General features: G+C 42.1%; 18 protein-coding genes and 2 tRNA genes. 13 read left to right on the top strand and 7 right to left on the bottom strand.

Going from position 1 to position 21995, the window contains the following annotated elements; translation table 11 throughout:
* Positions 1-360: 360 nt before the first annotated feature.
* On the bottom strand, positions 361-3234 hold the full coding sequence (locus tag BMY80_RS04415) for a valine--tRNA ligase (RefSeq protein WP_093141278.1): 2874 nt from the start codon (positions 3232-3234) through the stop codon (positions 361-363).
* An 802-nt stretch (positions 3235-4036) separates the two neighbouring features.
* Here BMY80_RS04415 and mltG point away from each other — a divergent pair.
* From mltG to BMY80_RS04400, 3 genes are all read left to right on the top strand, one after another.
* On the top strand, positions 4037-5101 hold the full coding sequence (mltG, locus tag BMY80_RS04410; protein ID WP_093141275.1) for an endolytic transglycosylase MltG: 1065 nt from the start codon (positions 4037-4039) through the stop codon (positions 5099-5101).
* A gap of 79 nt (positions 5102-5180) precedes the next feature.
* The gene (gene tmk / locus BMY80_RS04405) at positions 5181-5822 is read left to right on the top strand and encodes a dTMP kinase (RefSeq protein ID WP_232218290.1); all 642 of its coding nucleotides are present in this window, start codon (positions 5181-5183) and stop codon (positions 5820-5822) included.
* Positions 5807-6784 carry a hypothetical protein gene (locus BMY80_RS04400; RefSeq protein ID WP_093141273.1) on the top strand — a complete coding sequence of 326 codons (978 nt, stop codon included), beginning with the start codon at positions 5807-5809 and terminating at the stop codon, positions 6782-6784. Before tmk ends, BMY80_RS04400 begins: the two co-directional genes overlap by 16 nt.
* Before the next feature lie 98 nt (positions 6785-6882).
* Here the strand turns inward: BMY80_RS04400 and BMY80_RS04395 are convergent, their stop codons facing one another.
* The 4 genes from BMY80_RS04395 to BMY80_RS04380 form a co-directional block, all read right to left on the bottom strand.
* Positions 6883-7932, bottom strand: coding sequence for an ABC transporter substrate-binding protein (locus BMY80_RS04395; protein WP_093141270.1), 1050 nt, complete (start codon positions 7930-7932; stop codon positions 6883-6885).
* A 12-nt stretch (positions 7933-7944) separates the two neighbouring features.
* The gene (locus BMY80_RS04390) at positions 7945-8724 is read right to left on the bottom strand and encodes an ABC transporter ATP-binding protein (RefSeq protein ID WP_031579140.1); all 780 of its coding nucleotides are present in this window, start codon (positions 8722-8724) and stop codon (positions 7945-7947) included.
* Entirely contained in the window at positions 8718-9659 is a 942-nt protein-coding gene (locus BMY80_RS04385) for an ABC transporter permease (protein ID WP_031579142.1), read from the bottom strand. The genes BMY80_RS04390 and BMY80_RS04385 overlap by 7 nt, the downstream gene beginning before the upstream one ends.
* Positions 9660-9721: 62 nt before the next feature.
* On the bottom strand, positions 9722-10381 hold the full coding sequence (locus BMY80_RS04380; RefSeq protein WP_093141267.1) for a DUF1847 domain-containing protein: 660 nt from the start codon (positions 10379-10381) through the stop codon (positions 9722-9724).
* A 210-nt stretch (positions 10382-10591) separates the two neighbouring features.
* On the opposite strand from BMY80_RS04380, the gene BMY80_RS04375 reads away from it, so the two are divergent.
* The 9 genes from BMY80_RS04375 (at position 10592) to dusA (ending at position 18285) form a co-directional block, all read left to right on the top strand.
* Positions 10592-10984, top strand: coding sequence for a DUF4418 family protein (locus tag BMY80_RS04375; protein WP_031579144.1), 393 nt, complete (start codon positions 10592-10594; stop codon positions 10982-10984).
* A gap of 47 nt (positions 10985-11031) precedes the next feature.
* The gene (locus BMY80_RS04370) at positions 11032-12234 is read left to right on the top strand and encodes an ABC transporter permease (protein WP_093141265.1); all 1203 of its coding nucleotides are present in this window, start codon (positions 11032-11034) and stop codon (positions 12232-12234) included.
* Positions 12235-12918 (top strand): ABC transporter ATP-binding protein, encoded by a 684-nt coding sequence (locus tag BMY80_RS04365; protein ID WP_031579146.1) that lies wholly within the window; start codon positions 12235-12237, stop codon positions 12916-12918.
* Between the two features lie 242 nt (positions 12919-13160).
* Positions 13161-14282 carry an LPS export ABC transporter permease LptF gene (gene lptF, locus BMY80_RS04360; protein ID WP_093141262.1) on the top strand — a complete coding sequence of 374 codons (1122 nt, stop codon included), beginning with the start codon at positions 13161-13163 and terminating at the stop codon, positions 14280-14282.
* Positions 14282-15355 (top strand): LPS export ABC transporter permease LptG, encoded by a 1074-nt coding sequence (lptG, locus tag BMY80_RS04355; RefSeq protein WP_093141260.1) that lies wholly within the window; start codon positions 14282-14284, stop codon positions 15353-15355. The genes lptF and lptG overlap by 1 nt, the downstream gene beginning before the upstream one ends.
* A 119-nt stretch (positions 15356-15474) precedes the next feature.
* Positions 15475-15561, top strand: a tRNA-Leu gene (locus BMY80_RS04350).
* A gap of 197 nt (positions 15562-15758) precedes the next feature.
* On the top strand, positions 15759-16328 hold the full coding sequence (locus tag BMY80_RS04345) for a thermonuclease family protein (RefSeq protein ID WP_093141257.1): 570 nt from the start codon (positions 15759-15761) through the stop codon (positions 16326-16328).
* A 135-nt stretch (positions 16329-16463) separates the two neighbouring features.
* On the top strand, positions 16464-17261 hold the full coding sequence (locus BMY80_RS04340) for a tetratricopeptide repeat protein (protein ID WP_031579150.1): 798 nt from the start codon (positions 16464-16466) through the stop codon (positions 17259-17261).
* Between the two features lie 28 nt (positions 17262-17289).
* The gene (gene dusA / locus BMY80_RS04335; RefSeq protein ID WP_093141255.1) at positions 17290-18285 is read left to right on the top strand and encodes a tRNA dihydrouridine(20/20a) synthase DusA; all 996 of its coding nucleotides are present in this window, start codon (positions 17290-17292) and stop codon (positions 18283-18285) included.
* Between the two features lie 138 nt (positions 18286-18423).
* On the opposite strand, the gene BMY80_RS04330 is transcribed toward dusA, so the two are convergent.
* Together BMY80_RS04330 and BMY80_RS04320 are read right to left on the bottom strand one after the other, a co-directional pair.
* The gene (locus BMY80_RS04330) at positions 18424-19032 is read right to left on the bottom strand and encodes a DUF4136 domain-containing protein (RefSeq protein WP_093141252.1); all 609 of its coding nucleotides are present in this window, start codon (positions 19030-19032) and stop codon (positions 18424-18426) included.
* A gap of 293 nt (positions 19033-19325) precedes the next feature.
* A tRNA-Arg gene (locus tag BMY80_RS04320) sits at positions 19326-19400 on the bottom strand.
* 536 nt (positions 19401-19936) lie between these two features.
* Between BMY80_RS04320 and BMY80_RS04315 the strand changes: the two genes are divergently transcribed.
* Complete coding sequence (locus BMY80_RS04315) at positions 19937-21643, top strand: methyl-accepting chemotaxis protein (protein ID WP_093141247.1); 1707 nt, start codon at positions 19937-19939, stop codon at positions 21641-21643.
* The last annotated feature ends 352 nt before the right edge of the window (positions 21644-21995 follow it).

The raw sequence follows: 21995 nt of genomic DNA, 5'->3' as shown, positions 1-21995 counted from the left end.
TAAAGTGGCTAAAAGAATTGCATACGGCTACAGAGATGAGGACTATTTCTTTACTCTAATTCGATACCAGTCCTCTCTCGGATTCCCAACAATTCCGTGAAGAGCCGTTTTTTTGATACTTTCATTGTTGCTCCTATCATTTTTAGGTGTGGCAACTTTTTACTCGTTTTAGGGGGGCAAATATTTACTCGCGTAACATCTACGATTCATTAGAAAACGTGTGGACTATGAATAAGGAGGTTGAAACATAAGGCATTATATGAGTAAAGATTTGGTAAGCTTCTAATGCATTATATGGTTCAATAAAGAAAAAACCCTGTTCATCATAGAACAGGGTTTTGTTCATAAAACTTTATGGATTTAAAGTTTGTTTATAAGATCTTTCTGGGAAAGCAGTTTATTTAGGCTTTCTTTATAGTTATCCAGCTTTTCCTGTTCCTTGGCAATTACATTCTGTGGAGCCTTTGAGGTGAAGGTTTCATTACCAAGCTTGTTGTTGATTCTTTCAATTTCAGCATTGACCTTGGCAATTTCCTTATCAAGACGTGCAAGCTCTTCATCCTTCTTTACAATACCTGAAAGCGGGAACAGAATTTCACTGTGTCCTACTATCTTTGCGATTGCAGGTGGAAATTCAGAAACCTTGGTATCAAGTTTTTCCAGATTTGCCAATGAAAGGATGAATTCCATATTGCGTTCGATAACAGCAAGTTCATCGGCTTCACCGCGCATAATTGGGCTGAGCTTTAATGAAGGAGCCAGATTCTTTTCAGAACGGATGTTACGAACAGCAATAACCAGTTCCTTAATGAAGTCAAGTTCTGAAACGGCGGTTTCATCATATTCAAAATCACTATCTGAAGGATAGGCTCTTAACATGATGGTGTCGCCTTTCTTGAAGTCGCTTCTGATTAACGGAGCTACGTTGCCGTATATTTCTTCAGTAATGAATGGCATGATTGGGTGAGCAAGACGCAGAATGGTTTCCAGTATATCCATCAGGTTGTACAGAGTTGCATTCTTGTGATTTTCACCACCCAGAGCACTGTTGTCATCCTTACACCATAATACAGGTTTGGTTAATTCGATGTACCAGTCACAGAATTCATTCCATACGAATTCGTACAGAGCTGTTGCAGCCAGATCAAAACGATAGGTTGCAAAGTCATGATTGATTTCCTTGATGCATGCGGCAAGTTTACTGCGGATGTATCTGTCCGGTAATGAATAATCAGCGAAATCAGGCTTTCTGAGTTCCCTGTTTTCCACGTTCATCAGTACGTAGCGACTGGCGTTCCACAGTTTGTTACAGAAATTACGGTAACCTTCAAGACGCTTCATGTCCCAGTTGATGTCACGTCCGGTAGAGGCCAGAGCTGTAAGGGTGAAACGTAAAGCATCGGTGCCGTGAGCCTCGATTCCGTTAGGGAACTGCTTTTCGGTACGTTTTGCAATCTTGGCTGCTTTCTGAGGCTGCATCATGTTACCGGTACGCTTCTTAAGCAGTTCTTCAAGACTAACACCGTCAATCATGTCCAGAGGGTCAATAACATTACCCTTGGATTTACTCATCTTCTGACCTTCTTCATCTCTGATAAGACCAGTTACGTATACAGTCTTGAATGGAACCTGCGGCTTACCGTTTTCATCCTTGATGAAGTGCATGGTCATCATAATCATTCTGGCAACCCAGAAGAAGATGATATCAAATCCGGTTACCAGCACGCTAGTAGGATGGAATGTCTTGAGTTCAGGAGTGTTTTCAGGCCAGCCGAGAGTTGAGAATGTCCACAGACCTGATGAGAACCAGGTATCGAGAACATCGTTATCCTGTCTGAGTACGGTATCAGCTGACAGACCGTTCTGTTCACGCACTTCAGCCTCGTTGTGAGCAACATATACCTTGCCTGATTCATCATACCATGCAGGAATTCTGTGTCCCCACCAGAGCTGACGGCTGATGCACCAGTCCTGAATGTTTCTCATCCAGGAGAAGTACATATTTTCATACTGTTTAGGAACAAACTGAATGTCCCCATTTTCTACTGCTTCAATTGCTGGTTTTGCCAGAATGCCGGCACGAACATACCACTGGTCAGTGAGCATAGGTTCAATAGGTACGCCGCCGCGATCTCCGTAAGGTTGCATCAGGGTATGAGCTTCAATCTTTTCCAGTAACCCCAAAGCTTCCAGATCTGCAACGATTACGTCACGAGCTTCATATCTGTCAAGATTACGGTACTTGGCCGGGATTTCATTTGAATAAGCGTCAGAAGGTTCTCCGTTGGTATCGAATACTTCTGCTGTTTCACGGATCTTTGCGTCCTCGGTAAGAACGTTGATCATAGGTAATGAGTGTCTTTTACCTACTTCATTATCGTTGAAATCGTGTGCCGGAGTGATTTTCACGCAACCGGTACCCTTTGTCATATCTGCGTGTTCATCGCCTACGATAGGAATTAAACGGTTTACTAACGGTAATACGATATTTGAACCGATTAAATCCTTGTAACGAGGGTCTTCGCTGTTTACTGCAACCGCGGTATCACCGAGCATTGTTTCAGGTCTGGTGGTTGCTACAACAATATAATCCTTGCCTTCAGATGTTTTTTTGCCGTCAGCGAGATGATATCTGATGTGCCACATATGTCCCTGAACTTCTTTGTTTTCAACTTCAAGGTCACTGATTGCGGTACGTAGTTTCGGATCCCAGTTTACCAGGCGTTTTCCTCTGTAAATGAGGTCTTCCTTATAAAGTCTTATGAATACTTCCTGAACTGCTGCACTGAGACCTTCGTCCATGGTGAATCTTTCACGATCCCAGTCCACTGAAGTGCCGAGACGACGCATCTGGCGGGTAATTGTACCGCCTGACTGTTCCTTCCATTCCCAAATTTTCTTGATGAAGGCATCACGACCATAGTCATGACGGGTTTTGTTTTCTTCTGCAGCTATTTTTCTTTCAACAACCATCTGAGTTGCGATACCTGCGTGGTCGGTACCGGCCTGCCAGAGGGTGTTATCTCCCAGCATGCGGTGATAACGGATTAAAATATCCATGATGGTCTGCTGGAATGCATGACCCATATGGAGAGAACCTGTTACATTAGGAGGTGGCAGACAGATGCTGAATGCCGGTTTGGTTTCATCCATGCTTGGGCGGAAATATTTCTTGTCCTCCCAGTTCTGGTAAATAGCCTGCTCGATAGCATTTGGATTATATGTTTTTTCCATCGTTTTCTTCTTTTTTTAAGCAAAACATCTAATGACTTAATGCTGGTACATTAAGACGCTAATGGTATTCTCAAAGATTTTCTGACAAAGTTTAATCATGGTTTGATTTGAAAGCTGAATCTTTAGAGACAGATAATCTGAAAATGCTGACAGTAAACTATTTTCAGATTCCCATGCGTATTTTACTCCATATATCACATTAATTCATTTCATATTTTGGTAAGACGAAAAATTAAAACGATTCGGAATGTGATTAAAAAGCAGGAAACGAAATTAAATGTTTAAGTTCTATCTGTGATAGTTCTAATAGAATGAATCTGATTTATGGCGTTAGCTATGCGAAATTATGGTAAGATGACATAATGTTCCATTGTATTTGTGAAGCTTTTCCTGGGCTGAAAGTACGGAAAATACTTTATTTTACCGAATATGGAACTGGATTTATAAATTTAAAAAATAAATATAAAAATTAGAAAAACATCATTCACGAAAGGTCGTTTTTTCAGTACTGCCGATTAGGGGTGAATGTTTTGTATTGTTAAGCTTTATTGAGACTGCTTATCCGGTGCCTGCGTGCATGTCAGCCGGAAATGTCACATTTATCAGAAAGACACGTTAGAACGACGGAAATCTCTTTTCAGATGAAAGGTCGGATGTATGCTTTTTCTGATAGTTGCCTGGGCAGAAATGTCCGTGGTCTGATTGTCGTTTCTGAATACGTTCAGAATTTTCTGATGATTATGCTTCTCAATTAAGTTTTCACAGGCAAAGTACATTTAGGTAAAAATTGAGAAGTTTAATAATGAAATTTACAACAAAAATTCTGCTGTGGCTGTTTTTTTACTGCCTTTGCGCCTTGATAACCATCAAACTGGTAATGGTATGGATAGGTTATGAAATGTATACCTTTGAATCCCTGCGCAATTCAGAAGATGTCGAACTCACTGTCGAGCCCGGATCAACAGCCTCGTCCATTATCAACAGAATATACCATCCGAAAATGAACAGGTATATCATAAAGTACTGGTTAAAGCACAATGGTAATCTTACGGCGGTAAAAAAGGGGTATTACCATATACCGAAAAATACCGGTCCGAAAGATGCCCTCGAAATGATTGTGAACGGCAGGGAAATGACGTTCAGCATTACTCTGGTGGAAGGAAATACCGTAGACGCGGTTCTTCAGTCGGTAAAAAGCAACAAGAATCTGACACATGTACTAAAAAAAGATTTCGGTGAACAGGATTTAAAGAAACTTCTCGGAGTATCGTATTCAAGTCCTGAAGGTCTGCTGATGCCTGAAACGTATTCTTTCGTTAAAGGAGAAACAGACGTGAATCTGCTTAAAAGAGCATATTCAGACATGGATAGTTTTCTGAAAAAGGAATATGCAGGGAGAAAAAATGATCTTCCGTATAAGAATGAATATGAAGCACTGATTATGGCTTCAATTGTGGAAAAGGAAACTTCAGTGCCGGAAGAACGAGCCAAAATAGCCTCTGTATTCGTGAACAGACTTAAGAAGGGAATGAAGCTTCAGACTGATCCAACAGTTATTTACGGAGTAAGATCCAGGTACAAGGGAAAAATTTATCAGAGTTATCTCAGGGATGACAACGAGTATAATACATATATCATTTCAGGATTGCCGCCAACCCCGATTGCATTACCGGGAAAGGCATCAATAGAGGCGGCTTTACATCCTGACGATACTGAATATCTGTTTTTTGTCGCCAAAGGTCCGGATCCAAAACAGGGGCATATATTCAGTGTTAACGAAAAAATGCATAACATAGCCGTGCATAATTACAGGGAAGCAGTTAAGGAATACAAAAAACAGCATGCCTCAGAATCGAAAGACGAATAGTGATTTTACGCCGGTCAGAGTTTGCAAAGTTTAATTACCATAGTTATGTTGGGTTTTATAATCAGGCAGAGAGGTTATTGTGGGGGCTTTTATAGTTTTAGAAGGCGGTGAAGGCGCCGGAAAGTCAACAGCTGTTACCGTAATCAGAGAGTATCTGATATCAAAAGGAGTACCACCGGAGGATATTCTGGAGACCAGGGAACCGGGAGGAACTGAAATAGCGGAGAAAATCAGAACAATTCTGAAAGAAAAGAATCCTCGTGAGCAGCTTACTTCAGAATCTGAACTGTTGCTTATGTATGCGGCCAGATCCCAGCTTGTGAACTGTGTAATCAAGCCTTCCGTAAGTCAGGGAAAGTTTGTGATAGGTGACAGGCATGATTTATCCACAGTTGCCTATCAGGGGGCGGGAAGGGGAATTCCTCTTGATAAAATTGCAGCGATAAGGGATCTTGCCATCGGCAGTCTTACTCCAGATCTCACCATTGTAATGGACATAGAACCGGAAGCAGGTATGAGACGAGCCAGAAAACGCGGTGACCTTGACCGCTTTGAAGTTGAGAATATCGACTTTTTCCATCGTATACGCAACTGTTTCCTGGAAGAGGCCGGAAAGCATCCTGACAGAATCAAGGTTGTTGATGCCGGTCAGGATCTGGAGCATGTAAAACAGGACATTATTAAAACTTTGGAGAATTCCGGAATATGTTCAGCTGGTTAACAAAACCTCTGCAGGAATACAACAGAATGAGGGAGATGAATCGTCTTCCTCATGCCATTCTGCTCTGTGCTCCGGAAGGCGTGGGCGCAGGTGTTCTGGCCAGAGAGTTTGCAAGGAGTTTTCTGTGTCTTGCCGGAAAGGATGAGAACTGTAACTGTCACAGCTGTTCCATGCTGAAAAACAACAGTCATCCTGATCTGACGGTAGTTGATCGGGGAAACAGTCAGAGCATAGGCGTTGATGCCATGAGACAGGGGATAAACTCTCTTGTAGGAACGCCGACCAACGGTCACGGACGTGTTCTTCTGATAAATCAGGCTAACTGCATGACTGTTCAGGCTTCAAACGCTCTGCTGAAAACGCTGGAGGAACCAGCCGGAAATACCCTGATAGTTTTAACTACGGAAAATATCAGATCCATTCTTCCTACCATAATCAGCCGTTCCATGAGAGTGCAGGTGAATATTCCTGACATTTCCGAATTCAATGAATTTCTGAAACAGCAAACCTCATCCGACAGAGATTTTTCCGTTGAACTTTATGTCAGCGGCATGTCTCCTCTTAAAGTGCTTGACTGGATTGACAACAGGTATGATGAACATCTTCATGCATGTCTCGAACTGTTTGAGTACGTGATGCGCGGTGACGGGGATATCCGCAAACTTGCATCTGAACTTGAGGCTTTAAGCAGGGAGGATTCTTCCATGCTGTACGGGCTTATGTATGCAGTAATAAAGGATGTTATGGGGTATCAGAGCGGTATAAGCCCTGAAAACCTTAAGATTCTCAGGGACAAAGAGGCACTTGGAAATCTTGCGTCCATTCATCCGGACTCTCTCAGCGAGGCTGCCCGTAAAGTAATTATGCTTAAGGGAGCCGGGGTCGGACCTACCGGTATTAAGAACAGTATCATAGGTAATCTTCAGCTTCTGAACTGGCTGGAGCTTTTAAGGGGATATTAACCGGCAGCTGATTATAAAATAGAAAAGCTCAATGTTGAAACATTGAGCTTTTTTCGTTGCTGTCTGACATAAATTACGTCAGTTTTGATATTCTGCGGTTACGGCTTCTTTGGCGGAACGGATTCTTCAGGGGAATAAGTGTCCTTCACATTATCAAAGAAGATGTAGCTGTCCTTTGCCAGCTTTTCCGGATCTGTTGATTTATCCAGAACACCGAGATCTCTCAGCTGACCGGAACTGACGACAATCGCATCATAACCGCCCTTGACCGATGGCTTGTAATTGTAGCTCTTGAGAATGGAGGCGTTGAATTCAGGATTACCGGCAACATACTTGTACTTAATCTGCAGCTTGGCGGCTTCTTCAGGATGTTCAGCTACCCATGCAGATGCCTTAAGAATTGCTCTGGTAAAGGCTGCGGCAATTTCAGGATGCTTTTCGGCAAGAAGTTTTGATACGAAAATAGCACAGCAGTATTCTGAAGCGAATTCAGGGCTCTTTGCAGTATCTACGATGGTCACCGCATCGTATGATTCAATCATCTGAGCAGCGGCGGGATCTGACAGAGATACAGCGTCCACGATACCGTTCTGAAGAGCCTGACCTAACTCATTTCTTGAAAATACCACAAATTCGACTTCCGCATCACGAGGATCAATTTTGATGTCGTTCATGAAGAGAGCTCGTTTTGCGATAAGTGTTTCCGCTCCGGCAAGCCCCGGAACGCCGATACGCTTGCCTTTGAGATCCTTAATTTCGCGAATTCCTGAGTTAGGAAGGGCAAAAATTTTTATGCATCCTGTGTGAATACCTGCGGTAAACTTGATCTGAAGACCGTTCTGCAGGGGCTGCAGAAACTTTCCGATAAGCCCGAAACCGACGTCTACCTGATTTGCACCTATGGCTTCCTGAACGTGAGCCGCATCTACCTGAACGTTTTCAGCGATAATGCCTTCCTCTTCCAGAAAACCTAGTTCTACGGCAAGGTGAAGCGGGGCCTGACACAATGAAGGTGAATAGGCTATTCTTAAATGAAATTTACCGTCATCCTGGGTTTCGTCACCACAGGCAGTTACAATGAGAAGACAGCAAAGCAGACATACCTGGACCGCCAGCCATCTGAAAGGTTTAAGAAGATTACATTGCATATTTTTGTGCTCCTATATGTTGTATTCAGGCTGCTGTTTAAAGCCGCCGAATTTAAGTAATTTCAGGATTTCGCCGTGATATTTCAGGAAGTCGTAGTCACTGCGATCTCTCGGACGAGGGAGATTTACGTCCACAACAGAGGTAATTCTTCCCGGTCTGGGAGTCATTACCACAATTTTATCTGACAGATATATGGCTTCATCCACATCGTGAGTAACCATAATCATGGTCATGTTTTTTTCCGCCTTGATTCTGAGTATTTCATCCTGAATATTCATTCTGGTGAAAGCATCAAGAGCGCCAAGTGGTTCATCAAGCAGGAGTACGGAAGGATGACCGACAAGCGCTCTTGCCAGTGAGGCTCGCTGACACATACCACCCGAAAGCTGATGCGGGTAGTATTTTTCAAATCCCTTAAGACCTACCAGCTCAAGATATTCGTCCACGCTAGATTTGTTTTCGTTAAAAATTCCTCGGGCCTTCAGACCGAAAGCCACATTGTCGTATATTGTCAGCCAAGGAAAGAGGTTGTGTTCCTGAAACATGAAACCTCGTTCGTATCCCGGTTTTACGATTTGCTTTCCGTCAAGCTCGAGTTTGCCGGAACTTGGTTCTATCAGACCGGCTATGAGTCTGAGCAGAGTTGATTTACCGCAACCTGAAGGGCCAATCAGTGAAATAAAGGAGTTTGAGGGAATATCAAGGTTAATGTCTTTAAGTGCGGTAACCTGTTCCTTCTGCTTGTTGCTGAACAGCTTGTTTACGTTCTCTATTTTTATGGAACCTACCATTTGATAACTCCTTTCTGCCATACCAGAACATGATCTCTGAGTTTGAAAAGCGCGGTGATGACTACAAAGCATACCAGTGACATTACAATCAGACCTGCGTATACATTCGGATAAGACATCATTTCCTTCTGCCAGTTGATGTACCAGCCTATTCCGTATTTGGCCCCAAGCATTTCGGCTGTTACCAGAGTTATGAAAGATGAACACGTACCGTTAAATATACCGATAAACATGAATGGCATTGCAGCAGGTACGCCTACCTTGAAAATTGAATAGGTTCTGGAGGTGCCGAGTGTCGCAGCCACTTCAAAATATGAATTCTTTATATTGGCGATACCGTTGGCGGTAAGGACGGTTGTCGGGAACCACACGGCCAGGGCAATCAGGAAGCTGCTGGCTACTATTACTGAAGGAAACATCACTAATACGATGGGAATCCAGGCTGTCGGCGGGATCGGACCAAGAATTCTTACAAGAGGCTGAACCCAGTATCTGAAACCTTTGCTGAATCCTAAAGCAATACCTGTGGCAATGCCGGAAAGGCATCCTAAAAGCCATCCTGATAACTGAATTCTTAGTGTGTACAGCAGACACTGACCGAGAAACTGGAAGTCGCTGACAAGAACTCCGAAAATTCTGTCCAGTGACGGAAAATACAGTACAGGAAAAAGGGCGAATTTTGCGGTTATGATATTAAATATGTTCAGCACCAGAAAAAACACTGCCAGAAAAGGAGCTCTGTACTTCATTCCTTCCTTCATCTTTTTTGTACCAGACAGAAGGAACAGCTCGTAGATGGCGGTAACAGCTGTCAGAAACCAGACAAAATATGCATGCTCGGCTGTCTGCTGTAACGGTGAGTCCGGCAGGAACAGTGCCGCAACTATCGCCAGCAGGGCTGACAGCAGTGGTAATTGTGATTTAAGAATCTTCATGTTCTTTTTATTCCTGATAAATGGTTAACGGTTAGGTATTCTCCTTGTTCAGCCATGTCCGTTTAACAGATTTTCAGTTCTTTTTTAAATCTTGAGTAAATGGTGTTGGCTGTATACAGTGCCTGTACAGGGTTGTGACCGAGGACTCTGTCCTTAACTACCAGTACAGTGGTCGGAGCTTTTGAATGTTTGATGAACAGCGTGTCGTGTCCGATGCAGAGCCCCATAACTATATTGAAATCAGTGTTTTCATTTTCCAGAATTTTGGCCTGAAGAATAGGATTGCACAGGGATTCATGACCGCATCCCTTATTTAGTTTCAGTTCGTTAGGCACGCCTATTTCTGTCTTGTCCACTGCCCCTGTTTTACATCCGACCACATAGTTGTCAATTCCGCTTGCAGTAAGAATCTTTGCTAGGATTCTTGATTCGTTAAGCAGACCTACGCAGGTGGCGATTCCGACTTTTTTGTAGTTCATTCTTCTGATGAATTCGATGGTTTCTTCAACACGGGTCAGACGACCGTAGAATTCGCCTTCTATTTCAGCGGAAACTCGGGCTATTTTTCCGAGAACCTTGTCTTCCTTATATATGCTGATGGTTTCCTGTACGAGTTCATTGTCAGCGTTTGCCGTAAGACAGAACTTTGGATATTTTGCTTCATTCTTAAATCTGCATGCAGCTGTGGTACAGCTGGAACAGGTGAGACATTTATCGGTCATGGCATCTCCTAAAACATAGTAAAATAGTATGAAATATAATGCTATTAAAAACCAAAAAAATAAGAATGTCAACAATAAAATCATACTAAAACTGTATGAAAAATGTAAAATAATGTAGACCCTGTAAATACAAGTATGTATAATGCATAGTTATTAAGTAGGAAATACTCTTAATAATTTTTTAATCGTTACTATTTGAGGTCTGTTTGTATGTCTAGAAGTAAAATTATTTCTACTCTGGTTCTTCTTCTTGAAGTGGTTCTCGTAGCCGGTATTTATTCATTTCTGGCGCCGTGTCCTGTTAAGGATCACATTATGCCGTGTCACTGGGTGGCCAATGTTTCTGTAGGAATTTCAGCCGCTGTTATTCTTCTCAGTATTCTGAATCTGGTTCTCAGAGACAATCTCGTAAGAAAAGGTGTTAATTACGGTGTGCTCGTAATTTCTGCTCTTCACGTTTTTGTTCCGGGATTCCTGGTTGCAGTATGTGCTCACGAAAACATGAGATGTAATGTTTATACCCAGCCTGCCATCGTGACTGTTGCCGGCCTGGTGTTTATTCTTGTTTTAAGCGATCTGATTCTCAGCAAGGCTGACAGATAAATAAAAACGATGGACGGCAGTTCAGCAGTGGGCTTCCTGGGTGGATTATGAATACCTTATTCAAATTATCTCTGGCCAATCTAAAACATAAAACAGCCAGAACATTTTATCTGACTGCATTAGTGGTCTTTATGAGCTTTACCGTTTTTTTCGGAGCAACGGTTACTCTCGGGCTCAACCGGGGGCTTGACAGTCTTAAGACAAGGCTGGGAGCCGATATTATCGTAATTCCGCGAAAAGAGGCTAATCTGCATCAGGTGGAAGGGATGCTGTTCAGCGGCAAACCCGGATATTTCTACATGAATAAGTCTGTTCTTGATGATATATCCTCTATGGACGGTATTGAAAAAATTACCGCACAGTTTTATCTGGCTTCACTGACAGCAGACTGCTGTTCATCTGAAATGCAGCTTATAGGCATAGACCCTGATACTGATTTCGTGATTTCTCCATGGCTAAATCAGGCTTATTCCGGAGATCTGGGAGAAATGGAGGTAATTGTAGGCAGTGATGTTTTCATACCCAAAACAGGCATAATCAAAGTCTACAATCAGGATCTCAGGGCTGTGGGAAATCTGGAAAAAACCGGTACCGGACTTGATATAACCGTTTACGGAAACACTGATACGATAAAAAGACTGCTGAAATCCGCTCAGAACCTTGGGGTAACCACTTATTCCTCTGACCCTGACGAAATGATTTCTTCAGTTATGATTAAGGTCAGCAGAGATTACGATAAGGGAAAACTTACTGAGGAAATCAACAAACGCTTTACTGACGTAAGGGCTGTGGAAAACCAGCACATGATATCGTCATTCTCTGAGAAACTGGATGTGGCTACAGTGGTGATAAAGACTGTTGTAGGGGTTATCTGGCTACTGGCACTTGTTATTATCGCTTTCGCCTTTTCAATGCTCCTTAATGAAAGAAAAAGGGAATTTGCGGTTCTGAGGGTTTTGGGGTTTACGAGAAAATCTCTGCTCATAAGTATTTTTTACGAAATCATTCTGATTTGTGCCGCAGGTTCAGTCATAGGAGTGCTACTGTCTTCTTTCTGGTCTCTGCAGATCAAATATTTTCTGGAAACAAGACTGGAGGTTCCGTTCCTGTTTGAAGATTACGGTTCGTTTATACTGCAGGGGATTCTGACGATTGTTTCCAGTGTATTAATGGGGCTGGTTGTTCTGATTATTCCTGTTCTCAGGGTTGTAAAAACCTCACCGGAAGCTGTATTGAGAGAGGTGGATTAAATGGAAATTTCCCTAAGCAACGTTGAAAAGCATTATGTCAGAAAGGGAAAAGGGGGAACCATCAGAGAGATTCCCGTGCTGAGTAAAATCGATTTCAGCCTGAAATCAGGAAAGATTATCCGAATCATAGGTGAATCAGGATGCGGAAAAAGCACACTGATGAATATGATTTGCGGAATGCTTCCTCCTTCTTCAGGCAGCATCGTATACAACGGACGCAGTATTTACGACCTTGGCGACGATGATTTGTCGTTATTGAGAAACCGTAAATTCGGTATTGTTCCTCAGAGAAGTGTGGCTGTCGGAAGTCTTTCCGTTGAGGATAACATCAGACTTCCTTTCCTTTATGCTTCCTCAGAAACCTCCGAACTTAAGGAAAGAACAGAAAAGCTTCTGCAGTATTTGAATATCTCAGGACTTGCTGACAGTTTTCCGAATGAACTGTCCGGCGGGGAAATGAGAAGAGTATGCATAGCCAGGTCTCTTATCAATGAACCTGAATTCATTTTTGCGGATGAGCCGACAAACGATCTTGATAAGGACAATATGGAACTGGTGCTCTCACTGTTAAGAAAAAAAGCTGATGAAGGTGTCGGAGTTATGATTGTAAGTCATGATTCTTCCGTAGGTGATTATGCCGATGAAACATACAGGGTTGCGGACGGTCAGGTTGTCAGGATTTAAAACGGTAGTAATGTTTTAGGCGGCTCAGTTCATTTGTCGATTTTTTCTGTATGGTGCGTTTTCCGTAAGGTATGCCGATGTATATGGAAAAACATCCATACAGATTTCCGTACTAGCAGGACAGTAACTTTAATCCGTGGTAGAATTGGAGGTATATTATTCTTTTATAACAGCAGTAATCAGTTTCCGGCAGCTGACGATCGGAACTGTGTTTATCCTTATATGGATTTCGGGATAATAACGTGAATACAATATCCAAATACATATTCAAAGATGTTTTAAAGACTCAGGGTGCCATTTTCGGGGTACTGATGCTGATCTTTATGAGTCAGACCTTTATCAAATTCATAGGAAGAGCATCCAAGGGGAGTATTCCTGCAGAACTTGTTTCACAGTTACTTGCTCTTTCAGTGCCGTCAATGACCAATTTCATGCTTCCTCTGTCCCTGTTTCTTGCGGTTCTTTTTTCAATCGGCAGTTTCTGTTCTCAGAGTGAAATGGTGGTAATGCGTTCCGTGGGATATTCCCATCGCAGACTGTTGGGCGTCATTTCCCTGCTTATAGCGGTCAACATGGTAATAAACGTGGCCTGTACGTGTTTTCTTTCACCATGGTGCGAATCCAGACAGATTGAACTTATCAACAAGGCAAAATCCGATCCTACTATGCTGTCCATTGACAGCGGAAAATTTATAAAGCTCAACGGAAGCAACGTTGTTTATATTGATAACAACGGGGATTTTGACAGAAATTACAATGTAATGAATCAGATTTATATTTTTTCTTCTGACGACGGTAACAATGTTCCTTCCGTAACCATTTCGGCAAGTGCAAAATCAGAGTATGATTCTGACGGACTGTTCTGGCTGACACTGTACAGAGGCACAAGGTATGAGGGACCTGATAAGAGAGGTGAATTTAAGGTATCGCTTTTTGATGAATACAGGGCTCTGGTTCCTGAAGGCTCAGGCAGCCATGACAAGGTTAAGGCTTCCACAAAAAGTAATGCTGAACTTCTTGAGTCAGGTACTTCACAGGATTATGCCGAACTGCAGTGGCGTATAGTTCAGCCTATTACCATCTGCATCCTGGCGCTGCTTGTCGTCCCTTTGTCAATGGTCAATCCCCGCAGGGGACGTTTCGCCAAATTCCTGCCGGCAATAATAATCTACATAAGTTATTACCTGTTTGCCTTCGGTTTCAAATCCAGTATCGCCAGAGGTAATTTACCGGTATTTCCGGGAATATTCATTGTTCCGGTTATTTATTTGTTTGTATTCACTATTCCGTTCAATCTGACCAATACCGAATGGTTCAACAGAATGAGAGCTGGTAAGAAAAAGCGTATTGAGGAAAAGAAGTAGTGTATAAGGTAGTTGATAAATACGTCGGCCGTAATGTTGCCAGTATGGTTGTATTCTGTACCATCGGACTGGTGTCACTGAGTTCTCTGATTAAATTTGTGGATCAGCTGCGTAACGTAGGGCGAGGAGAATTTGATTTCGTTGCCTGTATGCAGTACGTGCTGCTGACCGTCCCGGGACAGATAGTAATGTTTTTTCCTTTAGGGGTTCTGCTCGGAACGGTGCTTGCTTTGGGAAACCTGGCATCAACCTCCGAACTAATTGCCATGCAGGCCCTTGGCAAATCAAAAATGCGTATTGTATGGAGTGCGTGTAAATCCGTGATTCCTCTCATTGTTGCAATTATGCTGACCAGTGAGTTTGTTGTTCCTGATTTTGAAAAAAGGGCAGAGAGTCTTATATCTGAGGCTGTTTCCAACGGGCAGGTTGCGGTAACCAGCCGCGGTATATGGTTCCGTGAGGGAAACAGTTTTATAAATATTGCATATTTTATGTCTGACGGTGATCTGCAGTCTGTTACCAGATATGTGTTCAGCAGTACAATACCAAAGAGACTTATCAGGTCCGAGAGTGCCAGTAAGGGAAGCTGGAAGGATAATAAGTGGGAAATGGAAGACATTAAAATAATTTCCTACGAGGATGATGTTATTTCACGCAGCACCAAGGAACGTGACATATGGGATATAAACCTGACTCCGAATAATGTGGAGGTAGTCGGGGTTCATGCCAATGAACTGTCAATCAGCGGGCTGCATGAGTATATCAATTACGTAACCAAAAACGGTCAGAAGGCTGATCGCTATATCCTTGAACTGTATCGTAAGGTGATATCTCCTATTACCGTGCTGGTTGTACTGCTGCTTGCATCCAGTACAATTTTCGGACCTTTAAGAAGTTCCTCAATGGGAGCACGTATAGTTGTCGGTATTCTGGTGGGATTTACCTTCTATGCCGTTAATGAGATTCTTGCTCCGTTTACCATCTTTTACGGAGTGCCTCCTATAATCGGCGCCGTGATGCCGACTCTGATTGTGCTTGCGGTATCAGTCGTGCTGCTGAGAAGAAATAATTAGCAGTTTTAATGAGTTTGCCGGCTAAATGCTGTCTTTGACTGTTTTGTCGGCAAATTCGTCTAATTTTATAATAAAGCTTGCACATATAAAAAAATAATGTATCATAACTACTGTCATTTGCCAGAATGGCGGAATTGGTAGACGCAGCGGATTCAAAATCCGCCGGTAGTGATATCGTGAGGGTTCAAGTCCCTCTTCTGGTACCAGACTCACTTGTCGGAGTCATCAAACTTTTTCTTTCTCAGTTACTTTGTTCATAAAACAAATTGTGGTCATATTCGGATTCTGTTGTCCGGATGAATGTTTTTTTTCTGTTCCCGTGATATTGTAATAGCTATAACAATTATTGAATATTATTCCGGTTTTCATGATATCCGGAATTCACTGATACGCGGGGACTGATATGAAAATTGAAAAATATATTGCCGTGGTATGTGCTTCTTTTTTTCTGTTTTTCACTCAGGCTGAAGCAAGACCGACGGAACACAACAGGTACGTGACATGCGTGGTGACTGCCGTACTGAACGGTAATCTGTTTCATTGTGTTGATTCAAAGGATCAGAAACATCTCATAAAAATGGCAGATATAGAGGCTCCTGAACTTGGTCAGCCGTATGGTCCGGAAGCCAAGGAATATTTAAAGGATCTTATATATGACGATAAGATTAGCGTAAAAATCAAAGGAAACAGAGACGGTGCTATTCTGGGGGAACTTTACCACAAAAAACAGAATGCTAACCGTGAAATGATCCGCAAGGGACTGGCATGGTCAGACCGAAACAACAAGGATTCAATGTATCTTCGTCTCGAAAGAGATGCTCATTCAAATGGAACCGGACTGTGGTCTGATCATGATGCGGTTTATCCTGCGGTATTTCGTGAAAAAAATCCGACCGACATTGACGCTCTGATTGAAAATGAGGCGACTGAAAATACGGAAACTGCTGCCTCGAATGATAAGAAAACTGAATGATTATCTATATTCAGCGGGGTATGTGTACACATGTGTGCGTAGTCAAAATATGTTTGCAGGATTTAGAAATAATTCACATATTTGAATAATGTGACAATTGTATAATCAGAAAGCATTTTTCTGGAGATTACTCATATGAATAAATTTTTCTTATCCATGGCCGTTTGTTTCGGACTGGTGTCATCAGGTTCTGTATATGCTGCTGAGCTTTCCGGAGGCGAAAGCTGTGAAGAAGCAATGAAGCATGCTCATTATGATGTCGCCGTTCAGCAGTGTGAGTATGAGGCGGAAAAGGGCAGTGCCGAGGCGGCGGAATATCTCGGATATATATACCTTAAGGGAAAAGGAGCTCCTAGAGACTGGGGGCTTGCTAAAAAATATCTGGAACAGGCTGTTGACGGCGGAGTGGTTACCGCCAGCAGATATCTTGCCATACTGTATTGGAACGGACTTGGTGTGGAAAGAAGCAGAGATAAGGCAATGGAGCTTTTCAGAGACTGTATCAGTTATGAAGAGCAGAATGGAGGTGTCAGCTGCAAGGTTCAGCTGGCTCAGACCCTCAGCTTTGGTACAAATTCTCAGGATGATCACCGGTATGCCAAGGACATTTATGCAGGTCTGGTTGAAAACAAAGACTATCAGTACTCCCTGGATCTTGCTAAAATGTACCTTACCCTTGGTAATGATGCCAATGCCTACAAGTACGCTGAGTTTTATATCTGGTGGGCTAAAAGATATGGCGATATCGAGCAGATAAGACTGAGCATGAGCGAAGCTTCTGTGGTGAAGAACAAAGCAGCTGCAAGCCTGAGCGACAATCAGGTTAACAGTGCCTATACCTGGGTAAAGAATGAGATACACAAGATAAACGAAGAACATTTGCAGCAGAAACAGGCAACTGAGAAAGAAAAGAACGTCGAAGTTAAAAAGTAGACCCGGTTGCTGACTGATTTTACTTTTTATGACAACAAAAGATTATTCAAAACTATCACTTGCGCCAATGCTGGACCTTACGGACCGGCATTTTCGTTATTTATGCAGAATTCTTTCAAAGAATATGCTTCTGTATACCGAACTGGTTACCACCGGAGCGATAATATACGGTAAAGGAGATTATCTTGCATATAATCAGGAAGAACACCCCGTATCACTGCAGCTCGGCGGTGCGAATCCCGAACACCTGGCGATCTGTGCCAGAAAAGGGAAAGATCGCGGATACGATGAAATAAATTTGAACGTGGGGTGTCCGTCCGACCGGGTACAGAACGGTTCGTTCGGGGCTGTGCTTATGCGTTCACCTGAACTTGTGTGTGACTGTATCAAAGCCATGAAAGATGCTGTTGATATTCCTGTTACCGTAAAAACCAGACTCGGAGTAGATGAACTGAACAGCTACGATTATATACATTCGTTTCTGGATAAAATGATTCAGGCAGGCGTTGACGGTGTTACTCTTCATGCACGCATGGCTTTTTTAAAAGGAATGAGTCCAAAGGAAAACAGGGATAAGCCTCCTCTTGATTATGAGAGAGTTTATGCATTGAAAAAAGATTTTCCCCAGCTGCATCTGTCCATTAATGGGAATATCAATTCGTTAAATGATGCCCTGAAACACCTTGAACATGTTGACGGAGTAATGATGGGGAGAGCTATATATCAGAATCCTTACATGCTTGCTGATGCTGATGAGCTGATTTTCGGGGAAAAACAGACAAGGAAGCTTTCCCGCAAGGAGTGCATCAGAGCCTGTTATCCTTACATTGAAAATTATCTGTCTCAGGGAGGTGCGTTAAAACATATTTCACGTCATTTTCTGGGAATGTTCAATAACTGTCCCAACAGCAGACAGTACAGACAGTACATCGCAATGAATCACTATAAGGAAGGGGCTGATCTTAAGGTTCTTGAAACTGCTATGAGTTTTGTTCCGGATGATTCAGAACAGACGGCTTCTTAAATTACTCTTTTATCTGAAATAAAAAATCCCTGTTGTTCCGGTACAAAACAGAAAATTGATATTTTAAGTTTCTGGTTCGTACAAAATCGAAATACAGGGATTTTCGTTTTATCTGCAGACGGACTGTGCCGTTGTTTTCTATTGAGCCATTGGAAGTTTACGGGTAAGGGATTCCAGAACGCTGTTTACAGCTCTGCGTTTCTGTGTTTCTGTTACCAGAGGTTTGTCAGTGAGAGTGCTTGCGGCACCGGACCAGATTTCACGACCGCTTCTGTTGTCCTGGATGACAATGTCAATGGAATTGTTTACACCGTGAGATGTTCCCCCTACGGTAAGACCGAGGGAATCGAACATCAGTTCGGCATTATCGTTACTTTCTGATTTTGTGAGAATACCGTAACTGATGGTGAGATTTGAGGATGCTCCGGCATCAACCTTGGTTAAGCCTTTTGCAGCCAGTTTCTGAGTGAGAATTTCTTCAATGATCTGTTTCCACTGACTGACATCCTGTGAAATTGTTACAAGATCCTTGTTCACAAGCTTATAGGTTAATTTGGAACGTTCATAAGGCCACTGAGGAAGATTTTTGGCTACAGTGGTGGTCTGCAGTGTCGGCTCTGATTCAGCGATAAGCAGTCCGTTGTTATCCTTTACCCCGTTTGCCGCAGGAGAACTGGTACCGGTAGAGGCGCAGCCTGTGATTACCAGTCCCGCAATGGCGGAAAGTGCTAAATATTTATAATTCATATTGTATACCTGTTATGACCCTCAAACAGAAGAATGTTCTGTCAACTGTTAATGAGTCCTGTTTATTAACTAAAATTAAAAAATTATGTAAACCACAGAATTTCTTATACCTTAAAATTGAGGGCGTTAAAGGTATAAAACTGCAAAAAGATGATCTGGTTCAAATGTTTTTATGTGTAAATGTAAAAAACGTTAAAGAGTGTTTGGGAAAAACAGAGAAGTTCTTCGTACTGTATTGAATGGGAAATGACTGAAAAATATCTTAATAAAGTCAGCTGCTGTTTTGAAAAGGATGGCCTCCCCAATAGGAATCGAACCTATAACTAACCCTTAGGAGGGGTTTATTATATCCATTTAACTATGAGGAGTTGCTCGTATTATATCAGTTTGCAGTGATTATACAATAAGTTAGTAGTGATTCATTTTGGCAAAAAGTAAAAAAAGAGCAAAAATCACAGATAATGAAGAATGTTTGGTTTGGTGATCCTGTGGATTCATCTGGAAAAAAAGAGGAAACAGTGATGGTTGTAATTTTTAAGGTTAAAAAACTATTCTGATAGTTATGTTGTGTGACAGGAAAAAATTGCCGAGTTTTTGTTACATGATTGCGTTTATTTTAATGATGAATTGTGATGTATATAAATAATCATAAAATGAGATAAAGAAGATTTGAGAGATCTGTAGAAACTTAAGGGAACGTCAGTACTAAAAAAAACGTCAAGGTTATATCATTTTAGTATAGGTGTTAATGTATCGATAGTCTGTCATATTTTTTCTTTTTGAAACTGCGGTTCGTTTTTGTTTCTGATATGACAGGTATGAGTGATATACAGACAAACTGCAGTCTGAGCACTGAAGTCAATAAATCCGTGTGACGATTGCTGGAAAATTCCGGAGCTGTACTATGTCTGATGGAAGAAAAAATTCTTTGATATTTTATTTCAAGGTTATCACATTTCTTGTTGTTGTTCTGATTGTAGCCCTGAGTACTCCTTTCATGCTGGCCAATCATAATAATATAGGTCGTATAGATCGTATCAAGACAGAGGTTTTCCCGAACATGCGGGAGCTGAGTGAGGTTAGAAGCAATTTTGTCTATTTGTATGAAATCACCAATGGTGTCATGCTTGGAGTCGAAAAAGAGTCTTCTTACGATAATACCAAGGAAAAGCTGGACGGAATTGTTGCCGGGCTGAATAATCAGATTGATGAAAAAGACAGAGATGCGCTTCTGGCCGCCATTAATGAATTCGATGTGTCCGCCAAGGAGGCTTTTCATCTGGAGGCTACCGGTGATGAACGGGTAAATGAGCTGAGAAACAAATACGATGCCATGGTTGATAAGGCCGGAAACGTTACTTCTCAGATTAAGTTTATGATAGATGATCAGATTGATTATGTTCATTCCATCAAGACTGACGGCTTCATGGGGAATTTTAAGTTCAGTATTGCTGTTGTAATTCTGGAAATAATTCTGATTTCAGTGGTTATTTTTACTCTGTCCTTCATGATTTCAGAACGAATCAACAGACTTGTTGAAGCATCAAAGGAGATGCTCAATGGTAATTTCCAGGTAAGAATTCAGGATGACAACAATGATGAAATTACCCTGATTGCCGATAATATCAATAATCTGGCAACCAATCTCAGCACCTTGTCAGAAAGTATGTACGATCAGGCGTCAAATCTGTCAGATGCTTCCAGTGAACTTAAAGGTGCAAGTTATAACATTAACACCTCAAGTGAAGATCTTCTCTCACAGGTTATTACGGTCAGTGCCGCAGCTGAGGAAATGGTGGCGACATCCGTGGATATTGCAAATAACTGCAGTCAGGCTGTGAATAAGTCTGAAATGACCTGTAAGGTGGCAACAAACGGTCTGGAAGTTGTTCATCAGACAGTTGACGGAATCAGGGAACACAGTCGCAAGACTAAGGAAGATGCGGAAATAATTGTTTCACTCAGTGAACAGACCAAGGTTATAGGCAGTGTAATATCCACCATTCAGGATATTGCCAGTCAGACAAATCTGCTGGCTCTTAATGCCGCTATTGAAGCTGCAAGAGCAGGGGAATACGGTCGCGGCTTCGCTGTGGTTGCTGATGAGGTTAGAGCTCTGGCAGCTCGTACGGCACAGTCAACGACGGAAATAAGTGAAATGATAAATCAGGTTCAGGCCAAGGCAACACAGGCCAATGAGTCTATTATTTCCACCGTGGGGCAGATGGATAAACTGGCTGTTCATGCCGAAGAGCTTCAGAAGGTTCTTGATAACATTCTTGTGGACATTAATAATGTAAACATGCAGATTACTCTGATAGCTACCAGCACCGAAGAACAGTCTGCCACCTCATCAGAAATGTCCAAGAATCTGCAGAATATAACCGGACACGTGCGCAATATGTCTGAAAAGGTTTCAGACATATGCAAGACCACCGGTAAGATAGAGGATGCTTCCATGCTGATGGTTGAAGGTATAGAGAAATTCAGAAACAATCAGCTTGAAACAGAACTGAGCAATTATGCAGAAGAAGATGTCATTGAGGAGAATGGTGAGGAAGATTCTGAAGAAGGAGTGAGAATTGAAAATAGTGAAAACATTCAAGCATAAGTCAAAGTATGAATATGTGGATGTTTTTTCTATTCAGTTATTAGGTTAATATTATTATTACTGTAGTGTCAGCTGACAGTTTTGAAAACGGGAGTGGAATAGCCGTCCGTACGGGATGCCTTGATCAGATTCCCGAAAAACATGGCTGTACTGCGGTAATTTTTACTGAGGTGTAAGTATCCGGTACAGCTGATAATCGTGTTTTATGTGACCGGTCCTGTATTGCTGGGGATTGTATTCTGACGGTATACGTGTCGAGATAATCTTTTATAATTGGCCCTGTCGGAAGTATGAAAATCAGAATATGATTACAATGATTCTGTAAGTAAATGTGATATATCCAGATCCTTCA

This window comes from Ruminobacter amylophilus (genome assembly GCF_900115655.1).
Taxonomy (GTDB): Bacteria; Pseudomonadota; Gammaproteobacteria; order Enterobacterales; family Succinivibrionaceae; genus Ruminobacter; species Ruminobacter amylophilus.
Note: the sequence above shows the minus strand (reverse complement) of the source record. Positions and strands in the feature narration are given on the sequence as shown.

What these genes read in the sequence shown, in the direction of transcription:
- BMY80_RS04415 (WP_093141278.1), bottom strand. Translation starts at nt 3,234, where the DNA reads ATGGAAAAAACATATAATCCAAATGCTATCGAGCAGGCTATTTACCAG.
- mltG (WP_093141275.1), top strand. Translation starts at nt 4,037, where the DNA reads ATGAAATTTACAACAAAAATTCTGCTGTGGCTGTTTTTTTACTGCCTT.
- BMY80_RS04400 (WP_093141273.1), top strand. Translation starts at nt 5,807, where the DNA reads ATGTTCAGCTGGTTAACAAAACCTCTGCAGGAATACAACAGAATGAGG.
- BMY80_RS04395 (WP_093141270.1), bottom strand. Translation starts at nt 7,932, where the DNA reads ATGCAATGTAATCTTCTTAAACCTTTCAGATGGCTGGCGGTCCAGGTA.
- BMY80_RS04390 (WP_031579140.1), bottom strand. Translation starts at nt 8,724, where the DNA reads ATGGTAGGTTCCATAAAAATAGAGAACGTAAACAAGCTGTTCAGCAAC.
- BMY80_RS04385 (WP_031579142.1), bottom strand. Translation starts at nt 9,659, where the DNA reads ATGAAGATTCTTAAATCACAATTACCACTGCTGTCAGCCCTGCTGGCG.
- BMY80_RS04380 (WP_093141267.1), bottom strand. Translation starts at nt 10,381, where the DNA reads ATGACCGATAAATGTCTCACCTGTTCCAGCTGTACCACAGCTGCATGC.
- BMY80_RS04375 (WP_031579144.1), top strand. Translation starts at nt 10,592, where the DNA reads ATGTCTAGAAGTAAAATTATTTCTACTCTGGTTCTTCTTCTTGAAGTG.
- BMY80_RS04370 (WP_093141265.1), top strand. Translation starts at nt 11,032, where the DNA reads ATGAATACCTTATTCAAATTATCTCTGGCCAATCTAAAACATAAAACA.
- BMY80_RS04365 (WP_031579146.1), top strand. Translation starts at nt 12,235, where the DNA reads ATGGAAATTTCCCTAAGCAACGTTGAAAAGCATTATGTCAGAAAGGGA.
- BMY80_RS04345 (WP_093141257.1), top strand. Translation starts at nt 15,759, where the DNA reads ATGAAAATTGAAAAATATATTGCCGTGGTATGTGCTTCTTTTTTTCTG.
- BMY80_RS04340 (WP_031579150.1), top strand. Translation starts at nt 16,464, where the DNA reads ATGAATAAATTTTTCTTATCCATGGCCGTTTGTTTCGGACTGGTGTCA.
- dusA (WP_093141255.1), top strand. Translation starts at nt 17,290, where the DNA reads ATGACAACAAAAGATTATTCAAAACTATCACTTGCGCCAATGCTGGAC.
- BMY80_RS04330 (WP_093141252.1), bottom strand. Translation starts at nt 19,032, where the DNA reads ATGAATTATAAATATTTAGCACTTTCCGCCATTGCGGGACTGGTAATC.
- BMY80_RS04315 (WP_093141247.1), top strand. Translation starts at nt 19,937, where the DNA reads ATGTCTGATGGAAGAAAAAATTCTTTGATATTTTATTTCAAGGTTATC.